Annotated in this window: 20 protein-coding genes; 8 read left to right on the top strand and 12 right to left on the bottom strand. The window is 53.0% G+C overall.

The window, feature by feature from the left end; translation table 11 throughout:
• Positions 1-189 precede the first annotated feature (189 nt).
• Both K7H08_RS05490 and K7H08_RS05485 read left to right on the top strand, forming a co-directional pair.
• On the top strand, positions 190-639 hold the full coding sequence (locus K7H08_RS05490) for a MarR family winged helix-turn-helix transcriptional regulator (RefSeq protein WP_038482309.1): 450 nt from the start codon (positions 190-192) through the stop codon (positions 637-639).
• A 158-nt stretch (positions 640-797) separates the two neighbouring features.
• Positions 798-1,223, top strand: a complete 426-nt coding sequence (locus K7H08_RS05485) for an organic hydroperoxide resistance protein (protein WP_231657411.1) — start codon at positions 798-800, stop codon at positions 1,221-1,223.
• Here K7H08_RS05485 and K7H08_RS05480 read toward each other — a convergent pair.
• A complete protein-coding gene (locus tag K7H08_RS05480; RefSeq protein ID WP_231657410.1) occupies positions 1,220-1,915 on the bottom strand; it encodes an aspartate/glutamate racemase family protein in 696 nt (231 codons plus the stop codon). The two genes, K7H08_RS05485 and K7H08_RS05480, sit on opposite strands and share 4 nt — an antisense overlap.
• A gap of 154 nt (positions 1,916-2,069) precedes the next feature.
• Between K7H08_RS05480 and yghU the strand changes: the two genes are divergently transcribed.
• The 3 genes from yghU to K7H08_RS05465 all read left to right on the top strand — a co-directional run bounded on the left by yghU (position 2,070) and on the right by K7H08_RS05465 (position 4,557).
• Entirely contained in the window at positions 2,070-2,933 is an 864-nt protein-coding gene (gene yghU / locus K7H08_RS05475; protein WP_231657409.1) for a glutathione-dependent disulfide-bond oxidoreductase, read from the top strand.
• A 161-nt stretch (positions 2,934-3,094) separates the two neighbouring features.
• Positions 3,095-3,325 (top strand): DUF2798 domain-containing protein, encoded by a 231-nt coding sequence (locus tag K7H08_RS05470; RefSeq protein WP_038482296.1) that lies wholly within the window; start codon positions 3,095-3,097, stop codon positions 3,323-3,325.
• 167 nt (positions 3,326-3,492) lie between these two features.
• Positions 3,493-4,557, top strand: coding sequence for a linear amide C-N hydrolase (locus tag K7H08_RS05465; protein ID WP_095602463.1), 1,065 nt, complete (start codon positions 3,493-3,495; stop codon positions 4,555-4,557).
• A gap of 247 nt (positions 4,558-4,804) precedes the next feature.
• On the opposite strand, the gene K7H08_RS05460 is transcribed toward K7H08_RS05465, so the two are convergent.
• From K7H08_RS05460 to K7H08_RS05410, 11 genes are all read right to left on the bottom strand, one after another.
• A complete protein-coding gene (locus K7H08_RS05460) occupies positions 4,805-5,122 on the bottom strand; it encodes a DUF6693 family protein (RefSeq protein ID WP_038482290.1) in 318 nt (105 codons plus the stop codon).
• 152 nt (positions 5,123-5,274) lie between these two features.
• Complete coding sequence (locus tag K7H08_RS05455) at positions 5,275-5,595, bottom strand: hypothetical protein (protein ID WP_038482287.1); 321 nt, start codon at positions 5,593-5,595, stop codon at positions 5,275-5,277.
• Between the two features lie 26 nt (positions 5,596-5,621).
• Positions 5,622-6,611, bottom strand: coding sequence for a lipid A deacylase LpxR family protein (locus K7H08_RS05450; protein ID WP_231657408.1), 990 nt, complete (start codon positions 6,609-6,611; stop codon positions 5,622-5,624).
• A gap of 196 nt (positions 6,612-6,807) precedes the next feature.
• Positions 6,808-7,347, bottom strand: coding sequence for a YaeQ family protein (locus K7H08_RS05445; RefSeq protein WP_231657407.1), 540 nt, complete (start codon positions 7,345-7,347; stop codon positions 6,808-6,810).
• Between the two features lie 124 nt (positions 7,348-7,471).
• Positions 7,472-8,089: a LysE family translocator gene (locus K7H08_RS05440; RefSeq protein WP_231657406.1), complete on the bottom strand. Its 618-nt coding sequence runs from the start codon at positions 8,087-8,089 to the stop codon at positions 7,472-7,474.
• Between the two features lie 100 nt (positions 8,090-8,189).
• Positions 8,190-8,963, bottom strand: coding sequence for an enoyl-CoA hydratase-related protein (locus K7H08_RS05435; RefSeq protein WP_231657405.1), 774 nt, complete (start codon positions 8,961-8,963; stop codon positions 8,190-8,192).
• Between the two features lie 121 nt (positions 8,964-9,084).
• Entirely contained in the window at positions 9,085-9,933 is an 849-nt protein-coding gene (locus K7H08_RS05430) for a 3-hydroxybutyryl-CoA dehydrogenase (protein ID WP_231657404.1), read from the bottom strand.
• A gap of 18 nt (positions 9,934-9,951) precedes the next feature.
• Positions 9,952-11,583 (bottom strand): acyl-CoA synthetase, encoded by a 1,632-nt coding sequence (locus K7H08_RS05425; protein ID WP_231657403.1) that lies wholly within the window; start codon positions 11,581-11,583, stop codon positions 9,952-9,954.
• 46 nt (positions 11,584-11,629) lie between these two features.
• Positions 11,630-13,003, bottom strand: coding sequence for a solute carrier family 23 protein (locus tag K7H08_RS05420; RefSeq protein ID WP_231657402.1), 1,374 nt, complete (start codon positions 13,001-13,003; stop codon positions 11,630-11,632).
• Between the two features lie 199 nt (positions 13,004-13,202).
• Positions 13,203-14,993 (bottom strand): acyl-CoA dehydrogenase, encoded by a 1,791-nt coding sequence (locus K7H08_RS05415; protein ID WP_231657401.1) that lies wholly within the window; start codon positions 14,991-14,993, stop codon positions 13,203-13,205.
• 180 nt (positions 14,994-15,173) lie between these two features.
• The gene (locus K7H08_RS05410; RefSeq protein ID WP_038482256.1) at positions 15,174-16,544 is read right to left on the bottom strand and encodes an MFS transporter; all 1,371 of its coding nucleotides are present in this window, start codon (positions 16,542-16,544) and stop codon (positions 15,174-15,176) included.
• A 348-nt stretch (positions 16,545-16,892) separates the two neighbouring features.
• On the opposite strand from K7H08_RS05410, the gene K7H08_RS05405 reads away from it, so the two are divergent.
• The 3 genes from K7H08_RS05405 to rbbA are packed head-to-tail and all read left to right on the top strand — an operon-like array spanning position 16,893 to position 22,239.
• Positions 16,893-18,395, top strand: coding sequence for an efflux transporter outer membrane subunit (locus K7H08_RS05405; protein ID WP_231657400.1), 1,503 nt, complete (start codon positions 16,893-16,895; stop codon positions 18,393-18,395).
• Between the two features lie 17 nt (positions 18,396-18,412).
• Positions 18,413-19,483: an HlyD family secretion protein gene (locus K7H08_RS05400; RefSeq protein WP_038486553.1), complete on the top strand. Its 1,071-nt coding sequence runs from the start codon at positions 18,413-18,415 to the stop codon at positions 19,481-19,483.
• Positions 19,480-22,239, top strand: coding sequence for a ribosome-associated ATPase/putative transporter RbbA (gene rbbA / locus K7H08_RS05395; protein ID WP_231657399.1), 2,760 nt, complete (start codon positions 19,480-19,482; stop codon positions 22,237-22,239). The genes K7H08_RS05400 and rbbA overlap by 4 nt, the downstream gene beginning before the upstream one ends.

Below are 22,239 nucleotides of genomic sequence, written 5' to 3'. Positions count from 1 at the left end.
CGTATCGGCCATTAGGTTTGCGGTTTATGTTCCAACAAATTGTTACCGGTAACATTCGATACGTGAAGGCTAGCCATCGCAGCACTCGGTGTCAAAACAAAACGTCCAACTTACGACCAACGTCTAGGGATAGCTACTCACTTCCCCGCGCGCTACATTACGCGTTATGCACCCTGTCCTGGAGTCGAGATGCCAGCGCTAGACCCTTGTAGCGAATTAGAGCTAGATCACCAGCTCTGCTTTGCGCTGTATTCAACATCACTGATGATGACCAAAGTTTATAAACCTCTGCTCAAAGAGCTGGGGCTCACTTACCCGCAATACCTCGCCATGCTGGTACTGTGGCAAGAAGATGGCCTAACAGTAGGTGCCCTAAGCAAACGCTTACTTACAGATCCTGGCTCATTAACGCCACTACTAAAACGGCTTGAAAGTGACCAGCTACTTATCCGGCAACGTAGCCTGCAAGATGAACGTGTCGTCGAGTTATTCCTGACCGATAAAGGCCGCTCGCTTCGTGAACAGGCGCGCCATATCCCTGGCTGTGTCGTCAACGCCAGCAAAACGTCGGTTGAAGCACTCAACCAACTGAAAGAGGATTTAGTCCAACTGCGCGAAAACTTACTTAAGGTCAAGTAACCCGCTGAACGTTGTGACCGGGTAGGTAATTTCTTCAGCTATTTACTTGCGCGCAAAATAAAGCTGCACTAAATTAAAACCCCAAACGCACGTCATGGCTCATAACAACTATGTCCATAACAACCATGTCCATAACAACCAAGTTTAGGAAATAATCTATGTCTATTGAAACTGTTGCTTACCGCGCACATGCTCACGCCACTGGCGGCCGCGAGGGCCATGCTAAGTCCTCTGACGGCGCGCTGGATGTTCAGCTCAGCACACCCAAAGAGCTAGGTGGCGCCGGCGGTGAAGGCACCAACCCCGAACAGCTGTTTGCTGCGGGCTACTCTGCTTGCTTTTTAGGTGCTCTTAAGCACGTCGCCAGCCAGGAAAAAGTTAAACTGTCCGACGATACTCAGATCGATGGCAGTGTGGGTATTGGCGCCATTCCCACTGGCTTCGGTATTGAAGTTGAGCTAAAAATCAGCTTGCCTGGTCTTGAAAAAGACGTTGCCCAAACTCTGGTCGACAAAGCCCATATTGTTTGCCCCTACTCCAACGCTACCCGCGGAAATATCGATGTCACACTGACGCTGGTTTAATTACCTAGCGCCCACTCCACCGCTTTGCTTGCGTGCAGAGCGGTGGTGTCATAAAGCGGTATCTGGGTGTGTTTCTGCTCGACCAATAGCGCTATCTCGGTACAACCTAGAATGATGGCCTCAGCACCCTGCTGGTGTAGCGACGTCATAATATCCAGATAACGCTCACGCGATGAAGCGCAGATATGACTATGGCATAGCTCGTCGAAAATGACTTGATGAATCTCAGCACGCTCTTGTTCATTCGGAATGACGACATCAATCCCAAAGCGCTCTTTTAAGCGCGTCTTATAAAACTCCTGCTCCATCGTAAAACGGGTGCCTATCAATCCAACCCGAGCCACGCCATCAATCTGACATTTTTCCCCGGTAGCATCAGCGATGTGCAAAAAGGGAATCTGAATAGCGGACTCAATCGCAGGCGCGACGTTGTGCATGGTATTGGTGGCCAACAGCAAACATTCTGCTCCAGCCTTTTCAATGCGTTTGGAGGCGCTTGCGAGTAACTGGCCAGCAGTCTGCCAATCGCCCTGTTTTTGCAGCGTTTCTATCTCAGCAAAATCGACACTTACCATCACAATCTGCGCCGAGTGGAAACCGCCGAGTGCCTGATTAACGCCTTGGTTCAGCGCCTGATAATAGCTTTGTGTCGACTCCCAGCTCATGCCGCCTAATACGCCAATAGTCCGCATAACATTTCTCCATGGTAAATAACTATTTATTATCAGGCTAACAACCCACTATCCTTGTACCCACGTTTTATGGCCCCATAACGCCTTAGTAGCCGCAACATTTCGGGTGAGTCGCTGCACCGCCCTTTTTAATTGTAGGAATAGCGAGGACATCATGAGCGACAACACGACCTATACGCCACCGCGGGTTTGGAAATGGGAACCTGGTAACGGTGGAAAATTCGCTAACATCAATCGCCCCGTTGCTGGTGCGACCCACGAGAAAGTATTGCCCGTGGGCAAGCATCCGCTGCAGCTTTACTCTCTTGCAACCCCAAACGGCGTGAAAGTCACCGTAATGCTTGAAGAGCTGCTGGAACAGGGTATTAAACAAGCGGAATACGATGCTCACCTGATAGAAATTGGCGAAGGTGATCAGTTTGGCAGCGGCTTTGTTGAGGTAAACCCCAACTCTAAGATTCCAGCGCTAATGGATTACAGCACCACCCCGCCCCAGCGTGTCTTTGAGTCAGGTGCGATTCTGCTTTATTTGGCTGAGAAATTTGGTGCGTTCTTACCCAACGACCCGGCGAAGCGAACCGAGTGCCTATCCTGGTTATTTTGGCAAATGGGCAGCGCGCCCATGCTTGGTGGCGGCTTTGGTCACTTTTATGCTTACGCACCAGAAAAATACCAGTACCCGATTGATCGCTATACCATGGAAGTGAAACGTCAGTTGGATGTACTGGATCGCCACTTAGCGGATAACCGCTTTATGGCGGGTGATGAGTACACCATCGCGGATATGGCAATTCACCCATGGTACGGCGCACTGGTAAAAAACCGCGTGTATGAAGCCGCTGAGTTTTTAGAAGCTCATACCTATCAGAACGTCTTACGCTGGACCGATGAGATTGACGCACGCCCTGCCGTTCAACGTGGCCGAATGGTTAACCGCACCTGGGGAGAGCCTGGCGAACAGCTCCACGAGCGCCACGATGCCAGTGATTTTGATCACAAGACCGAAGATAAACGTTAAACCCAAGACAACTGTGAACCGGTAAGGCGGCCGCATTGGCTAGCAATCGCTAAGGATGGCGATTTACCGTGTTCCACTATCGCTCTTTACTGCATTATCGATCCTGATTTAGTTAGCAATTTTTACTTCATTATTCATAGTGTGTCTGACAGAGGCAGTCCATGTTTGATCCAAAATACGCCCAGCTGATATTTTCTTTCTTAATGGCACTGTTTATGTCGTGCATTATGTCGCTGGTGATTACGCTCTACAATGTCGGCTTCATCGAGGGCATTGCCTTTGTTTGGTTGAAGGCATGGCTATTTGCTTTTGCGGTTGCTCTACCGGTAATTAACCTAGTATCTCCTATTGTACGGCGATTGGTTAAGGTGCTTATTAAGCACCCACACTGACCGCCTAAACTAACCGTTCACACTAATCTTCTATACTAAACACCTAAGCTGAGCACCTGCTTGTTTTTGACTTGACCAACAGCATTGGTGGAGCCGACAATTTTACGAGTGGTGCCGCACCACCAGTCGCGTGGACTGGTCGTCATATTTGATGGGAGATCAATGTTTTGAAAAGACACAATTCAGTTTGGCGCAGTCTGGCCTATGCGGCGTTGCTGTCGGTTGCAATCGCTTCAATCGCCGAAGCTTGTACACGCGTTGTCTATCACGGCCCAGAGGAGCGCATCCTGACCGCACGCTCGATGGATTGGAGCATGCCGATGCTCTCCAATCTGTGGGTGTTCCCACGAGGCATGACCCGTAATGGCGAAGCGGGACCGCGTTCTTTGGAATGGACATCAAAATACGGCAGCATGATTGTGTCGGGCTATGACTTCTCGACCGTGGATGGCATGAATGAAGCCGGCCTGGTCGCTAACATGCTGTGGTTAGTCGCGTCAGAATACCCCGAAGATGACGGCACCACCCCGCAAATGTCCCTTTCAATTTGGGCGCAGTATTTTCTTGATAGCTACGGCAGCGTCGCCGAGGCGGTGGCCGATATGGAAAATAATCCCTTCAACGTGGTGACGGCGGATGTGCCCGATCAGCCAGGCCGTCTGGCCAAGGTGCACCTGTCTCTGTCGGATGCCACCGGCGACAGCGCCATCCTGGAATGGCTGGACGGCAAACTGGTCATCCACCACGGTCCCGAATACCGCACCATGACCAACGATCCGCCCTATGATCAACAACTGGCGCTTGTCAGCTATTGGCAGGATGTCAACCCGCGCGAGGTTCTGCCCGGCACGACACGTTCGCCCGACCGTTTTGTGCGCGCCGACACATATATCAACATGGTAGAGCAATCGGCCGATCCACGGATCGCCGTAGCCGCCGCGATGAGTGTGATCCGCAACGCCTCGGTCCCCTTTGGAATCAGCACTCCTGATGCTCCGAACCTGTCTACGACGCGGTGGCGGGTGGTGGCCGATCACAAAGATCAGGTGTTCTACGTCGAATCCGCGATTTCACCGAACCTTTTCTGGGTGGAACTGAAAAATCTGGACTTCTCGCCCGAAGCCGGCGTGCGGATGCTTGATCTCGGCGTGGACATGACGTCCCTGCAAGAGGGCGAAGTTTCAGGAAGTTTTACCCCCGCCGCCCCCTTCCAGTTCGAACCAGTCAACTGATCTCTCTCCGACTGCGGCATAACCATGTGGCGCAGTCGGATCAATTTCTTCCATTTGTACAACTCAACAATAGATATCTTCCTTGACTTGGCTAAACGTGAGCCAAGACGTAGTAACTCGGCTGCCAAGAAAGGCAGACCACATGAGGCGGTCGGAAAATGACCGCCGATACGGTGATTGAGTCACTCTGAGCCCCTCAGCCGCTCAGAACCGAATTGATCAGTGGTTCCTTAAAAACACCTTCTACTTACTGAATACGAGAGTTATTCAGTGCGTAATTCCAAACACGATAGAAGTAAAAAATATATCCAAGACCAAACGTTAAAATTGAGATAATCATCCACAAAATAATATGACCAATATTGCTAAAAATATTGATATCACACACCATCTTACGCTCTGCGCCTGTTGTAATATCCACGACTGAAGTACGGTTAATCACAAAGCGTGAAAACGAATAGGGGAAGAAAAACAGTGCAATCCCGAAGGTAATAATCGTTAGCACCACCCAAATCAACAAGTGGCCAATAATATCTAGAATAGAGAGATTCGCTTTAATATTCATGGTGCGCCCTTAAGTGTTAAGAAATAAAGTGGCGCAGATTACCATCCACTTGTGTAAGCGTGAATGGAAAATTTCCGTTATAGCTATAAATTTATGATTTTTAATCATTTAGTAAGAGACACTAACACCGTTCAAGCTTGAACCCGTGCCATTTAGGAGTGCGACGCCCACCACTCTGCATAAGAACTATTGTGAGGGGCAAGACCACCTTCATCGGGGGCGCCGTCTTGCCACCATACCGGACCGCGCTCCCCCAGCAGTTCCTTGGCAGACTGCACTGCCTCGCGTGCTTGGCGTAGCGCTATTTCATCGTTTTGTTGCTGAGCATTGCGCACCGCTCGACGGGCTTTCATCAGTGTCTTTATGTGGGTACGTTTCTCGTCATCGCTCAATCGGGGGTCGGTACAGCGCCATAGCTGGTTTTTAGCTATAAAATAGCGGCCATCCGGCGTATGTGGATACTTATTGGCCATACCGCTCCCCTTCGCTTGTAGTTTTCTTAAAAGCGTTTCGTTAACGTAATCGCCCCGAATTTGTCCTGCTCATCTTGTCCGTCAAATTCACGAGTACGCTGAACAGCAGCATACGTTACTTGCCAGCCCTCCCAGGCCATGGCAAGCCCTGCGGAGGCTTCTGCTACCCATTCTTCACGGTCAACGGAGTGGCTATCTCTGAACGTATTACCATCCAGTGTTAGGTTCTGCGCCATGTAATAGCCTTCTACATTTGCAAACAGATACCACTGCCACCCACGATGGCCACTCATTAGGTGACGACTACCTGGGTTGGGTGTCAGCGAAGGAATACCTTCGGCATCGTCCCCCCAACGTACGCTATAGCCAGCACTGGCATAGGTATACAAGTTGCCTAACGCTGCCCCCACACTGGGGCCGTGGGAAAACTGTTTACCGGCTAGCGGTATGTCATTCCACCATTGGCGACGAACGGTTACATTCACCAGCACCTCATCGCCCAGCTGATTTTTCCAGCCTCGAGGACGATCACTATCGGTGACACGGTGTACTTCACGCTGAATACTGTCAGCAAGGGAGGATGGTCCCACGAGCCCAATATCGAGATGTAAATCAGTAGCTTGCGTCCATTGCCCCATCGGCACGTCTTCATAGAGCGACACTCCGCCGTAGACAAGACCTGCATAGGGGCGATCATCCTCGATCAACGCGCGGCGCTCGATATTGTTCGGCGTATAAATCTGGTGAATCAAACGATAAGACGCTCTATCCGCTCTGCCGATAAGGCTATCGGGCAGCGCTGTCGAAAGGCGCTGTAGCCAATTTGTTTCTTGCGGCGTAAAGGTCCAGTTAAGCTCGAAACCACTGGTAAAGTGGCCGTCATCGCTACTGGCAAAACCATCATTTTCAAACTTTACCGACAGAGAGCTGTCGCTAGCCACGGTCAATGTGGGTATTAGGCTTAACGGTAAAATAAGCAGCAGCACCTTTCTGCCTAGAGCAGAGGTATTATTCATGGCTCAATCCTTGAGTATTGGGGAAAGCAAGAGCGATCAATTATTAACAAACATGAATGATTGTATGTAATGGCACGAATAGATAGCAAGCGTACTTTCTTGCTATCTACATCGCTAACTCAATGCCTATCACGACATCCTGTCGTGAAAAAAACGTCGCCACACCATGCATGGCCACTCGCTAGCTTTGAACTTTCTAACGATCCCGGAGAAGCCACTGAGGAGTTACTTCATGCTGGCCATTCTCATCGGTAATGAACAGCGAGCCGTCGCTGATCATGACTGCCCAGTTAATGGACCGTGGCAGACCCTCTGCGATAGTAGCAAGTGCCTCTTGCGGTAGCCCCGCTACATGTACATTCTTAAGCGACGCCACCGCCGGTAGCACTTTATTTTCCCAAAGATCTACTCGCCCATAAGCTAATAGTGACACCCGCTCCGCACGGCGTGAACACCAAGTAAGACGCTCGGCATCCGGCAAACCTACTTCTATCCAATGCAGCACGCGGCCATCCAAGCTTTTTTCCCACAAGGCGGGTTCGTCCACATCGGAAAGGCCACGACCAAAAGCGAGCGCTTCGTTGTACCACAATAGGTAGGCGATTAAACGTGCGCACATCCGCTCTTCGGTTTCAGAAGGGTGCCGAGCCACGGTAAAACGCAGCGTCTCATAGACATTGCGATCAAGGTCGGTCAGGTTGACATCAACTTTGTAAGGGGTAGCACTCAACGCCATTGGAAATATCCATCTAAAATTTGCGCCAGTGTAGCGGATTTATCGAAACACAGGGCATATCCGAAGCGCTGCAAATAAGTAAAGCACAGGATGGGAAATTAAATCTGTCGATATAAAGCCATCCTTAACGCGCCGCCTGAGCTAGGGTATTGCCTCCTAATCCCATTAATACGCCGCCGCCAATGCGTTGAATCAATCTGGAGGAGCCATGGGACTTTTGTAGCCACTCCCGTAGCGGGCTAGCCAGCAGCACCACCATGACATCTGCAGAAGAGAACAACACATTGGTGGCGATACCAAGCCAAAGCAGTTGCCATGCCACCGGTATGGCACTGTCGGGCTGGACAAATTGAGGTAGAAAAGCCACAAAGAAGAGCGCCGTCTTAGGGTTGAGCACTTCCACCAGAAAGCTGTCACGTAGTACGCGCTTAGTGGTTGCCAGTGGAACGTCATCGCCATGGGAGCGGATGCCCTGCTTCCAGAGGCGCAGCCCCATCCAGAGCAGGTAAAGCCCACCGATAACCTTCATCGCAATGTAAGCTGGCGGAATAGCCGCAAACAGTAGCGCCAAGCCTAGCGCGGCAGCAATAACGTGGACGTAGCAACCGATATGCACACCGATAACTGCTAACCATCCTGCCCGTCGGCCTCGCCCCAGCGTTTGCGCTGCGGTGTACAACATCGCAGGTCCGGGTAGGTAAGCAAAACCAAGCGCGGCGAGGATAAACGCGGCCCATTGCATCGTGGCAACTCCAAAGAGAGCTAAGGTAGTAAGCCTGAGAATAAAACGGGGGTAGCGCAAGCGCTACCCCCTAAAGAAGTAAAATTGAATGAGTGAACGCTTAGAAGTTGGGTTTACGCTTCTCAACGAAAGCGCCCATACCCTCTTTCTGCTCTTCGCCAGCAAAACAGAGCGCAAACAGGCTGGTTTCCAGCGCCAAGGCGCTATCAAGATCTTGATCTAACCCATCGTGAACGGCTTGCTTCGCGCCGCGTACTGACAGCGGGCCGTTGCCTTTAAGTTGCTTGGTGAGCTCTTCTACATAGCTTTCAAGCTCAGCCTGGGGCATGACACGGTTGACTAGCCCAATGCGCAGCGCTTCCTGAGCATCGATTTTGCGGCCAGTGGTTACTAAATCAATCGCCATGGCAGGACCAACACGACGCGGCAACCGCTGAGTGCCGCCAAAGCCGGGAATCACACCTAGCAACACTTCAGGCTGGCCGAAGACAGCGTTGTCGCTAGCTACCGCCCAGTCGCAGGCCAACGCCAATTCGCAGCCGCCGCCAAGGCAAAACCCGTTCACTAGCGCGACCACCGGCACGGGCAACGTTTCTAAGCGCTTAATAGTACGCAGCGCCTGGGTAGCAAAAGCACGCGCCTCTTCTGGCGTTTTATCGCGCATTTCGGTGATATCAGCACCAGCAACAAACGACTTTTCACCAGCACCGGTAATGATGACAGCGCGTAAACGTGGATGCGTTTCAAGCTCCACAAGATAAGCTTCTAAGGCACTCAGCACATCACTGTTCAGTGCATTCAATGCCTTAGGGCGATTAATCGTTAGGTGTACCACACCATCGTTATCAACTTTTTCAATCACTGCATCGCTCATACAGGCTCCTTAATTGTTATTACGCATTTAAAGTGAACACCTACCAACCCTAGCGAACGCTTGGTTGGTAGGCAATCACTTCTTTTGTCGCGCTTGACTGACCTGATGCGCTTACGCGTGCTCACTCGTATATATGAAAGCCGCGACCACTCTTACGCCCCAGATACCCCGCATCCACCATGCGCTTTAGCAGCGGGCAGGGGCGATATTTAGGATCGCCAAACCCTTCCTGCAACACGTTCATGATCGCCAGACAAACATCAAGGCCAATCAAATCCGCCAGCGCCAACGGTCCCATTGGATGGGCAGCGCCAAGCTTCATCGCGTCATCGATGGCCTCTGGCGTTGCGGTTCCTTCCTGAACAATAAAGGCGGCTTCGTTAATCATCGGCACCAACAAGCGATTAACCGCAAAGCCTGGCGAATCACCAATCGGTACCGCCGTTTTACCCAGCGCTTTTGCCAACGCTTCTATGCGCTCAACGGTGGTATCAGAGGTCTGCTCGGCACGAATCACTTCCACTAATTTGAGCACCGGCACTGGGTTAAAAAAGTGCATACCCACTACCCGCTCGGGTCGCTCACACACAGCAGCCAGCCGAGTTAGCGAGAGTGACGAGGTGTTAGAGGCAAGAATAGCATCGCTGCTTAAATGACTCAGATCACGAAACAGCTTTTCTTTCAGCGCGGTTTGTTCTGGTGCGGCTTCAATAATAATACCGCAGTCACTCAATGCTTCGAGATCAGTGGTCGTGGAAAGCCGCGCCAGTGCTTCCTGCTTAGCTGGCTCACTCATTTTTTCTTTTGCGACCAGCTTGCCAAGGCCTTTATCAATATTGGCTTGGGCGCGGGTAAGCTGCTCATCAGCGACATCAAAGAGACGAACCGTAAAACCACTGGCAGCGACGACCTGAGCGATCCCTTGCCCCATGGTGCCTGCTCCCACTACACCGATTGGTTGTTCACTCATCGTTATTTATCCCCTGAATCAGTGCTGTTTCGCTTCTTCGCGCAAAACAAATTTTTGAATTTTGCCCGTTGACGTTTTTGGCAGTTCGCTAAAAATAATTGTCTTCGGTACTTTGAAGCTCGCTAAATGCTCTCGACAATGAGCAATAATGTCGGCTTCGGTAATTTCACCATAACCGATTTTTAATTTAACAAACGCGCATGGAGTCTCGCCCCACTTTTCATCAGGCTTGGCCACAACAGCGGCTTCCTCTACCGCTGGGTGGCTATAAATGGCATCTTCTACTTCAATAGTGGAGATATTCTCACCGCCAGAAATGATGATGTCTTTAGAGCGGTCTTTAATTTCGATGTAGCCATCCGCGTGCCAAACTGCGAGATCGCCGGTGTGATACCACCCCCCTTCCAAGGCTTCCTCAGTAGCTTCTGCATTCTTCAGATAGCCCTTCATTACGTTGTTGCCGCGCATCAAAATTTCACCAATGGTCTCGCCATCTTTCGCGACGGGTTCAAGGGTCAACGGGTCGGCGACACAAAGCGCTTCAAGCATGTGGTAACGCACCCCTTGGCGCGCCTTGATTTTGGCACGGGCTTCCAGCGGCAACTCATTCCACGATTCACGCCAAGCGCAAACCGTCACTGGGCCATAAACCTCGGTTAACCCGTACACATGGGTCACTTCAATACCAAGTTTCTCTACACCAGCAATCACTGATGCAGGCGGCGCGGCACCGGCAGTGGTCACTTTAACGGGATGATCAAATTCACGCTTCTGATCAGCAGGCAGGTTGACAAGGCCGTTCAGTATAATCGGCGCACCGCTGAAGTGTGTGACCTTCTCATCCACAATCAGGTCGTTAATCCGCTTTGGATCAACTTTGCGCAGGCACACGCTAACACCGGCGTTGGCGGCAATTGTCCAGGGGAAACACCAGCCGTTGCAGTGGAACATCGGTAAGGTCCAGAGGTAGACCGGATGATGCGGCATGGCCCACTCTAAGATATTGCTGACCGCGTTTAGGTAGGCGCCACGGTGATGGTAAACCACCCCTTTGGGCTTACCCGTGGTGCCCGAGGTGTAGTTCAATGAAATAGCTTGCCACTCATTTTCAGGCAGTTTGTAGGCATAGTCAGCATCACCTTCAGCGAGCAATGCTTCGTACTCAACCTCACCGATGCCTTGAGTTTCGCCTAAAAACTCTAGATCGAAAACGTCAATAATCAGCGGCTTATCGCCTAATAAGGCAACGGCTTCGTTGATGACCTGTGCAAATTCAGGGTCAACAAGAACAGCTTTCGCTTCACCATGGGCCAACATGTAGCTGATTGCTTCGGCATCCAGGCGAATATTCAAAGTATTGAGCACGCAGCCAGCCAGAGGCACCCCAAAATGGGCTTCAAGCATCGCCGGAATGTTAGGCAACATCGCCGCTACCGTTTGGCCGGGCTGAAGGCCGCGTTTTTCAAGCGCTGACGCCAATTGGCGACAGCGGGTCCAGGTTTCTGCCCAGGTGCGGCGTGTTGTGCCATGCACAACCGCCGGGTAATCGGGATACACCGCCGCCGAACGCTCAATAAACGTCAACGGAGAGAGCGGTACATGATTAGCAACGGTGGGCGGCATGCCCTGCTCAAAAATGGATGCGTTCATAAATCACCTTTTATGTTGATCGTTTTGGTGTTGGTCATCTTTATCGTTAGCGCTGATCTTGCTCTTCCGCGTCTTGGGTAGCCGAAGGCTCACGCCCGAACATATTTGTTTTTTGCACTAACACGTACAGTACGACTCCAGCGGCTAACCCCCACCCTGCACCATATACAGCCAGAACGACGGCCATCGTGCCTGCAACGCCACGCTCAGCAGTGGTTTTAGTCTGTTCAATACCCACCATTAAGCAAATATAGCCAGTCAGCAGCAGAGTAAGCGAAAGTGCAATGGGCAGCACCGGCTGAAACATGCTGACCAATGGCAGGGTGAATAGCGCAATAAAGCCGGTAATCCAGAAAGTGCCACCGCCGCTATAAATCGATTCCATCGCATGGCGGCCATTTTTATAACGCTCTGCCATGGTGGCCGTTACAGCAGTCCAGATCGGGCCCGCCAAACCAGGATAGGGAGCAAAGAAAGCATGCATGCCGTTACGAATAGCGGTGACGTGGTGGATACGATCCGTGCTGTAGTCGATTTTTTCATCGCTACGAATATGGTCAACACGAGACATCAACGTCCGCCCGACGACAATATCGCCGAACGCGATGACGTAGGCGATCACCGCGGTGGGTATGGCCAGCATAAAGACATCAGCGCCAGGAAAGCCGACCGTAAAGGGTAGGTAGTTCCACATCTCGGTGAAGTTCGGCTGGGTAATCCCCCACTCAATAGTAGGGCGCGGGTACTCACCAATCGCCCAAGCCACCAGGATCGCAATAATCATGCCTGGCACCATGCCGTAGTTGGCAATTTTGCGCATGATCGCGTGATCTTCTACCCAGCGCTTAAAGGCCGCCGAAAAAAGCATAAATATGGCAATTAACATACCAGCGATCAGTGACACCGGGGTCTCAGCTAAGCGCCCACCTTGCTGTATTTCACCAGTAATAGCCGCAATACCGGCACCGATAATAATGCCTGCCTGGAGGGAGTTAGGCACCAAGTGGACCAGCTTACGGCCCAGCCCAGTGACGCCTAAAATTAAGAAGATTAAAAAGACCAAGAATTGAAGTGCAAACAGCGCCTGAATAGCCTCTGGGCCTGGCTCAAAATCTCCTAGGAAGGCTAACACCACCGGCACCGCAGGCGTAATCCAACCAGGTACCATGGGCACGCCTAGCAGCGCAGGAAGCATAAAGCCGACGCCGCACACCACCACATAAGCCAAGGCAACATCATAAGGTAAACCAAGGTACTGCTCTAAAAGCGGAATCATCGCCAGGCTAACCACAAACATGATGAGCCCTTGAATCATCTCCGCCATTTCCCAGCGATAATGGACAAAGGGGAGCCGCACTTTAAACGGCCCTAAGGGCCAGTAGGGCTGCTCTTCGCCGTGCTGGCGGTGTTTAAGTTGCATGAAGTACTCCTTGGTTTGAGTCATTAATGTTGTTGTGAACCGGGAAAAAGAGTCAGCGCAACGATACGCATAGGCGCACTGGCGCGGTTAAGCACAATGATACGTTTTAAAACGACCGTTTCATTGCGTCTTAACGTAAGCCGCCGACCCAATGGGTCGGCGGAAATAAGTGGTTAAAGCACTTAAGCTTGTCGGTGGTTTATGGCGTTAATTCGAAATCACTCAGGCACTGCATACCCGCTTCGATAACCGCGCGTTGCGCGCGGCCAGCAGGCAGCCACTGGGTGATAACAAAGTTGGCACTGGACAACTTGACGCGATAAAACGGCTCATCGCTGCCTTTTTGCAGCGCTCTGGTCGCGTGAAGTGCAGCGTTGCCCATTTGCCAAGCACATAGCACATGGCCAGCTAGGTTGAGCAACGGCGTTGCATAGGCCTGCACTGCATCTGGGCCAGTTTCCGGGTCACTGCCTTGCTCAAGCACAAGCTGCATGGCAGCACGCAGATCATCGGCACCGACCGCCAGCGCACTGCCCATACCCGCAAGGCTAGGCTCTGAACGCAGTGTCTCAGCGGTTTTTTGCACTTCATCAATTAACGCAGATAACGCGGCTCCACCATCACGCTGTAACTTACGCCCCGCCAAATCGAGGGCCTGAATGCCATTCGTGCCTTCATAAATAGGCGCGATTCGTGCATCCCTAAGTAGCTGGGCGGCACCCGTTTCTTCCACATAGCCCATACCGCCATGTACCTGAATACCCATTGAAGCGATATCCACGGCCTGGTCGGTCGAAAAGCTTTTGACGATAGGGATCAGTACATCGGCGCATGCCTGAGCAGTTTGGCGCTCGCTGTCGCTTTCACTGTGTCGGGCAAGGTCAAGCTGGCCAGCGCAGTAAAGCGCCAGAGCCCGAAGGGCATCGGTGCGGGCACGCATTGAGAGCAGCATCCGGCGCACATCTAAGTGATCGCTGATCGTACATTCCTTACCACCACGAGATTTAGGCGCTCGCCCCTGAGTGCGATCCAAGGCGTAAGCAAACGCATGCTGGCAAGCACGCTCAGCCACTCCAATACCTTGAATACCCACTTTGTGGCGCGCTTCGTTCATCATAGTGAACATGTGGTTAAGACCACGTCCCTCTTCACCCACCAGATACCCGATAGCACCGTCGTTTTCGCCAAAGCTTAAGGTGCAGGTAGGCGAACCATGAATGCCCAGTTTATGCTCGATAGAGGCGCAGGTGACGTCGTTGCTCTCGCCCAACGAGCCGTCTGCGTTAACCATGAACTTCGGCACTAGAAACAGCGAAATGCCCTTGTTGCCTTCGGGCGCATCGGGTTTTCGCGCCAACACAAGGTGAATGATATTTTCGGCGGCGTCGTGTTCGCCCCAGGTGATATAGATTTTTTGGCCGCTAATGCGGTAATGGTCGCCTTCAGGGATGGCTTTGGTCCGTACTTTAGAAAGGTCGGAGCCTGCCTGAGGCTCTGTCAGGTTCATGGTACCTGTCCAGATACCTTCAACGAGCTTGGGGAGATAGGTCGTTTTTAGCGTTTCACTGCCATGATGCGCCAGTGCTTCGATTGCACCTGCCGTCAACATGGGGCAAAGACCCAAGGCCATATTGGCACCGTGAAGCATTTCTTGAACAGCGCTGGCGACCACCTCAGGTAGGTTTTGTCCGCCTAACGCTTCAGAAACACCAATGCCGTTCCAGCCGCCTTCTACATATGCCTGATAGGCCGCTGCGAAACCCTCTGAGGTGGTGACACTGCCATCGGTGTGGCGCTTAGCACCTTGTCGATCACCGACACTATTTAGCGGCCCCCACACATCGCCTGCAAGCTTTGCTGCCTCTTCCAGCACCGCCTCGACCAAGTCGGGCGTGGCTTCTTCGAAGCCAGGCAGTGCAAGCGAGCGGTGCGCGAGTAGCTCTTCGAGTACAAAACGTAAATCGCGTACCGGCGCGGCATAATAATTCATGGCGAAACCTCAGAGAAAATCGGTGATAAATAGCAATTAGTAAAAACACTATCACGAATAGTAGTTTCACTACTTTCATCACACCATTAGCCCAAGGTCTCACCTGCTGAATTAACGTCAGTCCGCTAGCTGCGTTTTTGGCTACGTTTTTGGCTACGTTTCACTCACTCCCAGCACTGGCTATCGACGCGCCTCAGTTTCCACATCATCGTAATAAACAATATGGGTTTGATCTTCTGAGGGTGGGCCAACGATGGGTTCGACAGCATCCACGTCAGGTACAACATCAGAAAGGTCTTCAAGGTGCTCGTGCTCGAGCGCGCCTTGCATCAGTTCCTCAGTAACCACTAGCTCGGCACCTGCTGCGGTCATCGGCGTTGTCGGTGTAAAGGGAGCCACAGGAACTGGCGCTGGCCGCACACTGCGTCGCCAGCTGAAAAATACAACAAAAAACAGGCTCAGCGAGCCAAACGCCCAGAACAACCCAGCATCGCCCATCGCGGTCATTACTGGAGAAATCATTAGCGGGCTGATGGTAGCCCCAATAGAGTTGATCAATAGTAGGCCCTGGCTCATACGTACCAGCGCTCCCGCCGGAGCACGGTCGGCGGCATGGCTAACCGCCACCGGGTAAAGCGCAAAGACACCGCCACCGAGTAAAAACAGCAGCGCCGCCAGTAAGGGGGTCGACATCGGAAGCCATATCATGGCTGCAGAAATCACCACACAAAAAGTGCTGATGGCGATCAATACGATTTGGCGGTCGTGACGGTCAGACCAGCGTCCAATCGGATACTGAAGCAGCATGGCGCCAAGAATCACGACGGCCATCATTTGCCCCACCTGGTTGACGCTCATACCAATGCGCTGCAAATACAATGGCAGCAAGGTGTAGGCAGCAGCCACCACCATGCCAGACCCTAAACTCCCCATTACCCCTGTTGGCGTCATTGTAATCAAGCGGTGCGGCGGTAGCGGCTCAGCGTGTTCCATGATGGGTGACACCCGCGGAATCATGGCCATGGGCAACACCGATAACGATGCCAATAGGCCAATCACCATAAAGGGCGCTGTCACCCCCATGGCACTGGTGACGCCTAATAGCAACTGTCCAATCACGCCCGCGGCATATAGCGAGATCATATACATCGCTAGCAATCGGCCACGTACTTTCTGCTCGCCTGATGTCAGCAACCAACTCTCAATCACTAAATAAACGCCCACGGTGGCCCAGCCGCCAATTAAACGCAGCACAAACCACGCCCAAGGATCGAAAAACAGCCCTTGCAATAGCACCGTGACAGCGACCAACGAGGCGAAGCTACCGTATGCACGAATGTGCCCTATGCGCAGCAGCAGGCGGTCATTGAATAGCGCGCCAAGTGCTAAGCCAATAAAGTAAGCCGAGGAGACAATACCTATCACCGTTGCCGACTCACCCGCAGCGTCTAGCCGCACAGAGATCAGCGTGGCGAGAAAGCCATTGCCAATCCCAAGAATAAACAGCCCTAATAAGGGCGCTAACGCCATGGCTAGCAGTTGCCGCGACATATCGCTATCTTGCCTCGCAGAATAAAAGCCCCCTACAGGGCTAACACATGGCTGGAGAAAACTCCAACCGCAGAATCGGGCGGCGAATCTACACTCGTTCCGTGGGTTTCACCAGTTTTTTTCGCTATCCATTGCCAGTGTAATCGGCAATAGTGAGAAGCGCATTTGCAACTCACCAGAAAGCATCCGATATTGAAAGCGGTGGCTCTGTCATGAGCCCTCTTGCCCTACATCAACAAATGCTAGAACAAACAGTGCCATACTTACGCTTCCCAGGCTGAGACACACGCATTGTATCGACACCCTTGACACGGAGAGGTCTCCTTTCTATTTGCTATGGCCAATCAGATGCCCAATATGTTCGCCCCCTTACCTGCGGTCATTCGCATGAAATATCGGCTCGCCCCTAAGAAAAAAGACAAGGTGGCATATTTAGCGATCATGCTGCTAGTCCTGGGCCTATCTGGCTGTACCTCGCTGGCACCACCTCACTCGGTGCCAGAAGCAACATTACCCGATGTTTACCCAGATGAGGGCATGCCAACAACGGCTGCTGATGCTGATATTGCTTGGCGCAGCTACTTTACCGACATCAAGCTACAAGCGCTGATAGAACAGGCACTCGCCACCAATTATGACTTGCGTGGTGCTTTATTGCGTGTTGAGCAGGCACGTGCTGCCTACGGCATTCAACGTGCTGAGTTGCTACCTACCCTTGGTGTGGAAGCCGCCGGTGAGCGTTCACGCACCCCTTCTGACCTGAGCCCTAGCGGCCATACGCTGATTGGCAATCGGTTCCAGGCGGGTATTGGTTTTAGCACCTGGGAACTAGATTTCTGGGGGAGAGTACGCAGCCTTAATGAGGCTGCCCTCGAGCAGTATCTAGCCACCGACGAGGCGCGGCGTGCCACCGAAATCAGCCTAATCGCTCAGGTTGCCGATAGCTATTTCCGCCTTCAGGAGCTAGATGAACGCTTGGATCTAGCCCGCCGCACCATCGACAGTCGGCAGGAATCACTGCGGATATTTACCCGGCGCGTAGAAGTGGGCGCCACTTCACCACTGGAACTCACCCAGGTTGAAATGTTGCTGCAGCAGGCTAAGGCACTAGGCGCTCAGCTGGAACAAGCCCATGCTCAGCAGGCAAATGCCCTGGTACTACTGGTTGGCTCACCCATCGAAACAGCAACAAGTGATGAGCATAAAATAGCGGAGGATACTCTAGCCCCTCTCGCGCCGGGGCTGCCATCAGATTTACTGATCCGCCGACCTGATATTCGCGCAGCCGAGCACCTGCTGCGCTCTGCCAACGCCAATATTGGCGCAGCGCGGGCAGCTTTCTTCCCGCGTATCGCGCTGACCGGGAGCTTGGGCACGGCAAGTGCCGACTTGAACGGCCTGCTAGGAGCCGATAGCCAAGCATGGAATTTCTCGCCCACCCTGTCACTGCCCATTTTTGATAGCGGTCGCCGACGGGCCAACCTGACTCTGACAGAGTTGCGCCGAGAACAAGCGGTAGTCGAATACGAACAAGCCATCCAGCAAGCTTTCCGTGATGTTGCTGACGCGCTGGCCGCAAACCGCTGGCTAGCTGAACAAGTGGAAACTGCCAATGACATGTTAGCAGTGCAGCGTGAACGCGCTCGCTTAGCCATGCTGCGCTATGAAAGCGGTGCGGTGCCCTACCTAGAAGTTTTGGATGCCCAGCGCGACCTGCTATCGGCGGAACAACAGCGGGTAGAGGTTCGCCGCCAACTGCTGTCAGCCAGAGTGGCTTTATATACCGCCCTGGGCGGCGGATCAGTTGCTGTGGTAAGCAACTCTGCCCTTATTCCACCTCATGCTGAATGACACTGGGGCCTCGTAATATGCATTTTCCACTTAAGAAACTGATCCTTGCCGCTGGGGTAGCCCTTATTGCTGCCGGAGGCTACTACTATTGGACTGAGTTACGCGACGAAGGCCTAGGGGAAGACTTCGCTAGCGGCAATGGGCGTATCGAGGCCACTGAAATAGATATCGCCACCAAGCTTCCTGGACGTGTTGACGCAGTACTGGTCGATGAAGGCGAGTTTGTCACCGTTGGCCAACCCCTGGCGCGCATGCAGATCCAGGTACTGGAAGCTCAGCGCGACGAGGCAATAGCTCAGCATCAACAGGCACTCAATGCTGTACTCAGCGCAGAAGCGCAAGTTGCTCTGCGCCAAAGCGACCATCTCGCCGCCCAGGCCGTAGTGACTCAGCGTGAAAGTGAACTTGATGCGGCTCAGCGCCGCTTGGCTCGCTCAGAAACCTTATCGCGGGAAGGAGCCGCTTCAGCACAAGAACTCGATGATGATCGCGCTCGGGTCAATAGTGCACGAGCAGCTGTTGCCGCCGCTAACGCCCAGGTAGATGCTGCACAGTCGGCCATCACGGCGGCTCGCGCCCAGGTGACAGGAGCCCGCTCTGCAGTCACTGCCGCCGAAGCCACTATCACGCGTATCGACGCAGACATCACCGATAGTCAATTGGTTGCGCCTCGTGCAGGGCGTGTGCAATTTCGCATTGCCCAACCCGGCGAGGTGCTTCCAAGCGGGGGGCGAGTGCTGAACCTAGTCGATCTTAGCGACGTACACATGACGTTTTTCCTTCCTGCCGAGCAAGCAGGTCGTGTGGCCCTGGGCAGCGAGGCACGTATTATTCTAGATGCGGCACCTGAGCTAGTCATACCGGCACGTATCTCGTTTGTTGCCAGCACTGCACAATTTACGCCTAAGACGGTAGAGACAGCTTCGGAACGACAAAAATTGATGTTCCGAGTGAAAGCACAGATTGATCGAGACCTTCTACAACGTCATCTTGAGCAAGTTAAGACCGGTGTCCCTGGAGAAACCTGGGTCAAGCTCGACCCCGACGCCGAGTGGCCCGCTGAGCTGGCTATTCGGGTACCGCAATGATAGTGACACCGCCCTCATCGCCAGCGGTAGTAACACTATCTGGCATTCAACTGCGCTACGGTAAGCAGGTTGCCCTGGCGGGCATTGACCTGGAAATTCCTGCGGGCAGTATGATTGGGCTGATAGGGCCTGATGGCGTTGGAAAATCTAGCCTGTTAGCGCTTATTGCTGGAGCGCGCGCTGTCCAAGAAGGGCAAGTTGAAGTGCTCGGTGGCGATATGTCCAGTAAGCGTCATCGCGATAGCATTTGCCCACGCATTGCCTATATGCCCCAGGGATTAGGCAAGAACCTCTACCCAACTCTTTCAGTAGAAGAAAACCTGCAGTTCTTCGCTCGCCTTTTTGGCCATGGGAATATCGAACGACGTCGCCGAATCGACGATTTGACCCGTAGTACAGGGCTGTACGGATTCCTAAACCGTCCAGCAGGCAAACTTTCCGGCGGTATGAAACAGAAGCTGGGGCTGTGCTGTGCGCTGATACATGACCCCGACTTATTGATCCTCGACGAACCAACCACTGGCGTCGATCCACTGGCCCGCGCCCAGTTTTGGGAATTGATCGCGCGTATTCGTCGCCAACGACCGCAGATGAGTGTAGTGGTAGCAACCGCTTACATGGATGAAGCCCAGCGCTTCGACTGGCTAGTGGCCATGGATGACGGCAAAATTCTTGCTACCGGAACGCCGGCGGCGTTGCTAGAGCGAACTGACAGCAGTTCCCTGGAAGCTGCCTTTATCGCCTTGCTACCGGAAGAGAAAAAACGCGACTATGCACCAGTGCATATTCCGCCGTTGGCGCAAGATGACGATGAAATCGCCATCGAGGCTAAGGACCTCACCATGCGCTTTGGCGATTTTGTCGCCGTCGACCACGTCAGCTTTCGGATCCGGCGTGGCGAGATTTTCGGCTTTCTTGGCTCCAACGGTTGTGGCAAATCAACCACCATGAAGATGCTTACTGGTCTGTTACCGGCCAGTGAAGGCCAGGCGTGGCTGTTCGGCAAACGGGTGGATACCCGCGATATCGACACCCGCCGCCGCGTGGGCTACATGTCCCAGGCGTTCTCACTGTATGGCGAACTAACCGTTGAGCAGAACCTAATCTTGCACGCCCGCCTTTTCCAGGTCCCTGAAGCGGAGATAGCCACCCGCGTGGATGAGATGGTGAAACGCTTCGGCCTACAAGAGGTACGCGGCAGCCTGCCGGAAAGTTTGCCACTAGGCATCCGTCAGCGTCTGTCCCTGGCGGTGGCAATGGTTCACAAGCCCGAGCTACTCATCCTGGATGAACCGACCTCCGGGGTTGATCCCATTGCCCGCGACAACTTCTGGCGACTCATGATTGAGCTAGCTCGCCGTGACCGGGTGACCATTTTCATTTCTACCCACTTCATGAATGAAGCCGAGCGCTGTGATCGCATGTCGATGATGCACGCTGGTCAAGTACTCGATAGCGACACGCCAGCAGCACTGGTGGAAAAACGTGGGGCAGCGACTCTGGAAGAGGCGTTCATCGGCTACTTGACCGAAGCTGGCGCCGGCGAGCAGGACCAAGCCCCCCCCGAGACAACGTCCACTCCAGAGGCCGCATTACCGCCCTCCATGCCTCATAACGCGGTAAAACACAGCGCTTTTAGTCTCCAGCGTCTACTTAGCTACACTTGGCGAGAATCGTTGGAGCTTCGCCGCGACCCGGTCCGCGGCACCCTCGCCCTGCTTGGCTCGCTAATTCTGATGTTGGTCATTGGCTATGGCATCAGCCTGGACGTGGAGGATCTCAGCTATGCCATCCTCGACCGCGACCAGACGACCTTGAGCAATAGCTATGCTCTGAATCTATCCGGCTCCCGCTATTTTATCGAACAGCCGCCATTGATTGATTACGCAGATATGGACAAGCGCATGCGCAGTGGCAAACTCACCCTAGCCATTGAAATCCCTCCCGGCTTTGGCCGTGATGTGAAGCGAGGAAGCCAGGTTGAAATCGGCGCCTGGATTGACGGTGCGATGCCCCAGCGTGCTGAAACCGCACGCGGCTACGTGCAGGGTATCCATCGACAGTGGCTACTCGAGCAAGCAGGGCAAGCCGCGACTAATTTCAGTGCCCCCGCTGCTAATGTCGAAACCCGTTTTCGCTACAACCCTGATGTTCAAAGCCTGCCAGCCATGGTGCCAGCAGTCATCCCACTACTGTTAATGATGCTACCGGCGATGCTGACCGCTCTGGCCGTAGTGCGGGAAAAAGAGCTGGGATCGATCATCAACCTCTATGTCACACCCGTCACCCGTAGCGAATTTCTAGTCGGCAAGCAGTTGCCTTATATCGCTCTCGCTATCATCAATTTTCTACTGATGGCATTACTCGCGGTCACGCTATTTGGTGTGCCCATCAAAGGCAGCTTCCTGACGCTGCTGCTAGCAGTAGTGATCTACAGCATTATCGCTACGGGTATGGGGCTGCTCGCCTCGACCTTAACGCGCAGCCAGATCGCAGCGATGTTCTTCGCCATCATCGGGACGTTGATTCCCGCCGTGCAGTTCTCAGGGATGATCGACCCGGTCAGTTCACTAGAAGGCGTGGGGCGTTTCATTGGCACCATCTACCCCACCTCCTACATGTTAACCATCACTCGCGGTGTATTTAGCAAAGCGCTGGGGCTTAGTGACCTCTATACCCTGTTTGTACCACTGTTGATCGCAGTTCCAACAATCATGGGGCTTTCTATTTTCCTGTTAAAAAACCAGGAGCGCTGA

The sequence above is a fragment of the Halomonas sp. IOP_6 genome (assembly GCF_021151565.1).
Classification (GTDB): Bacteria; Pseudomonadota; Gammaproteobacteria; order Pseudomonadales; family Halomonadaceae; genus Vreelandella; species Vreelandella alkaliphila.
This window is presented reverse-complemented; position numbering and strand designations above follow the sequence as displayed.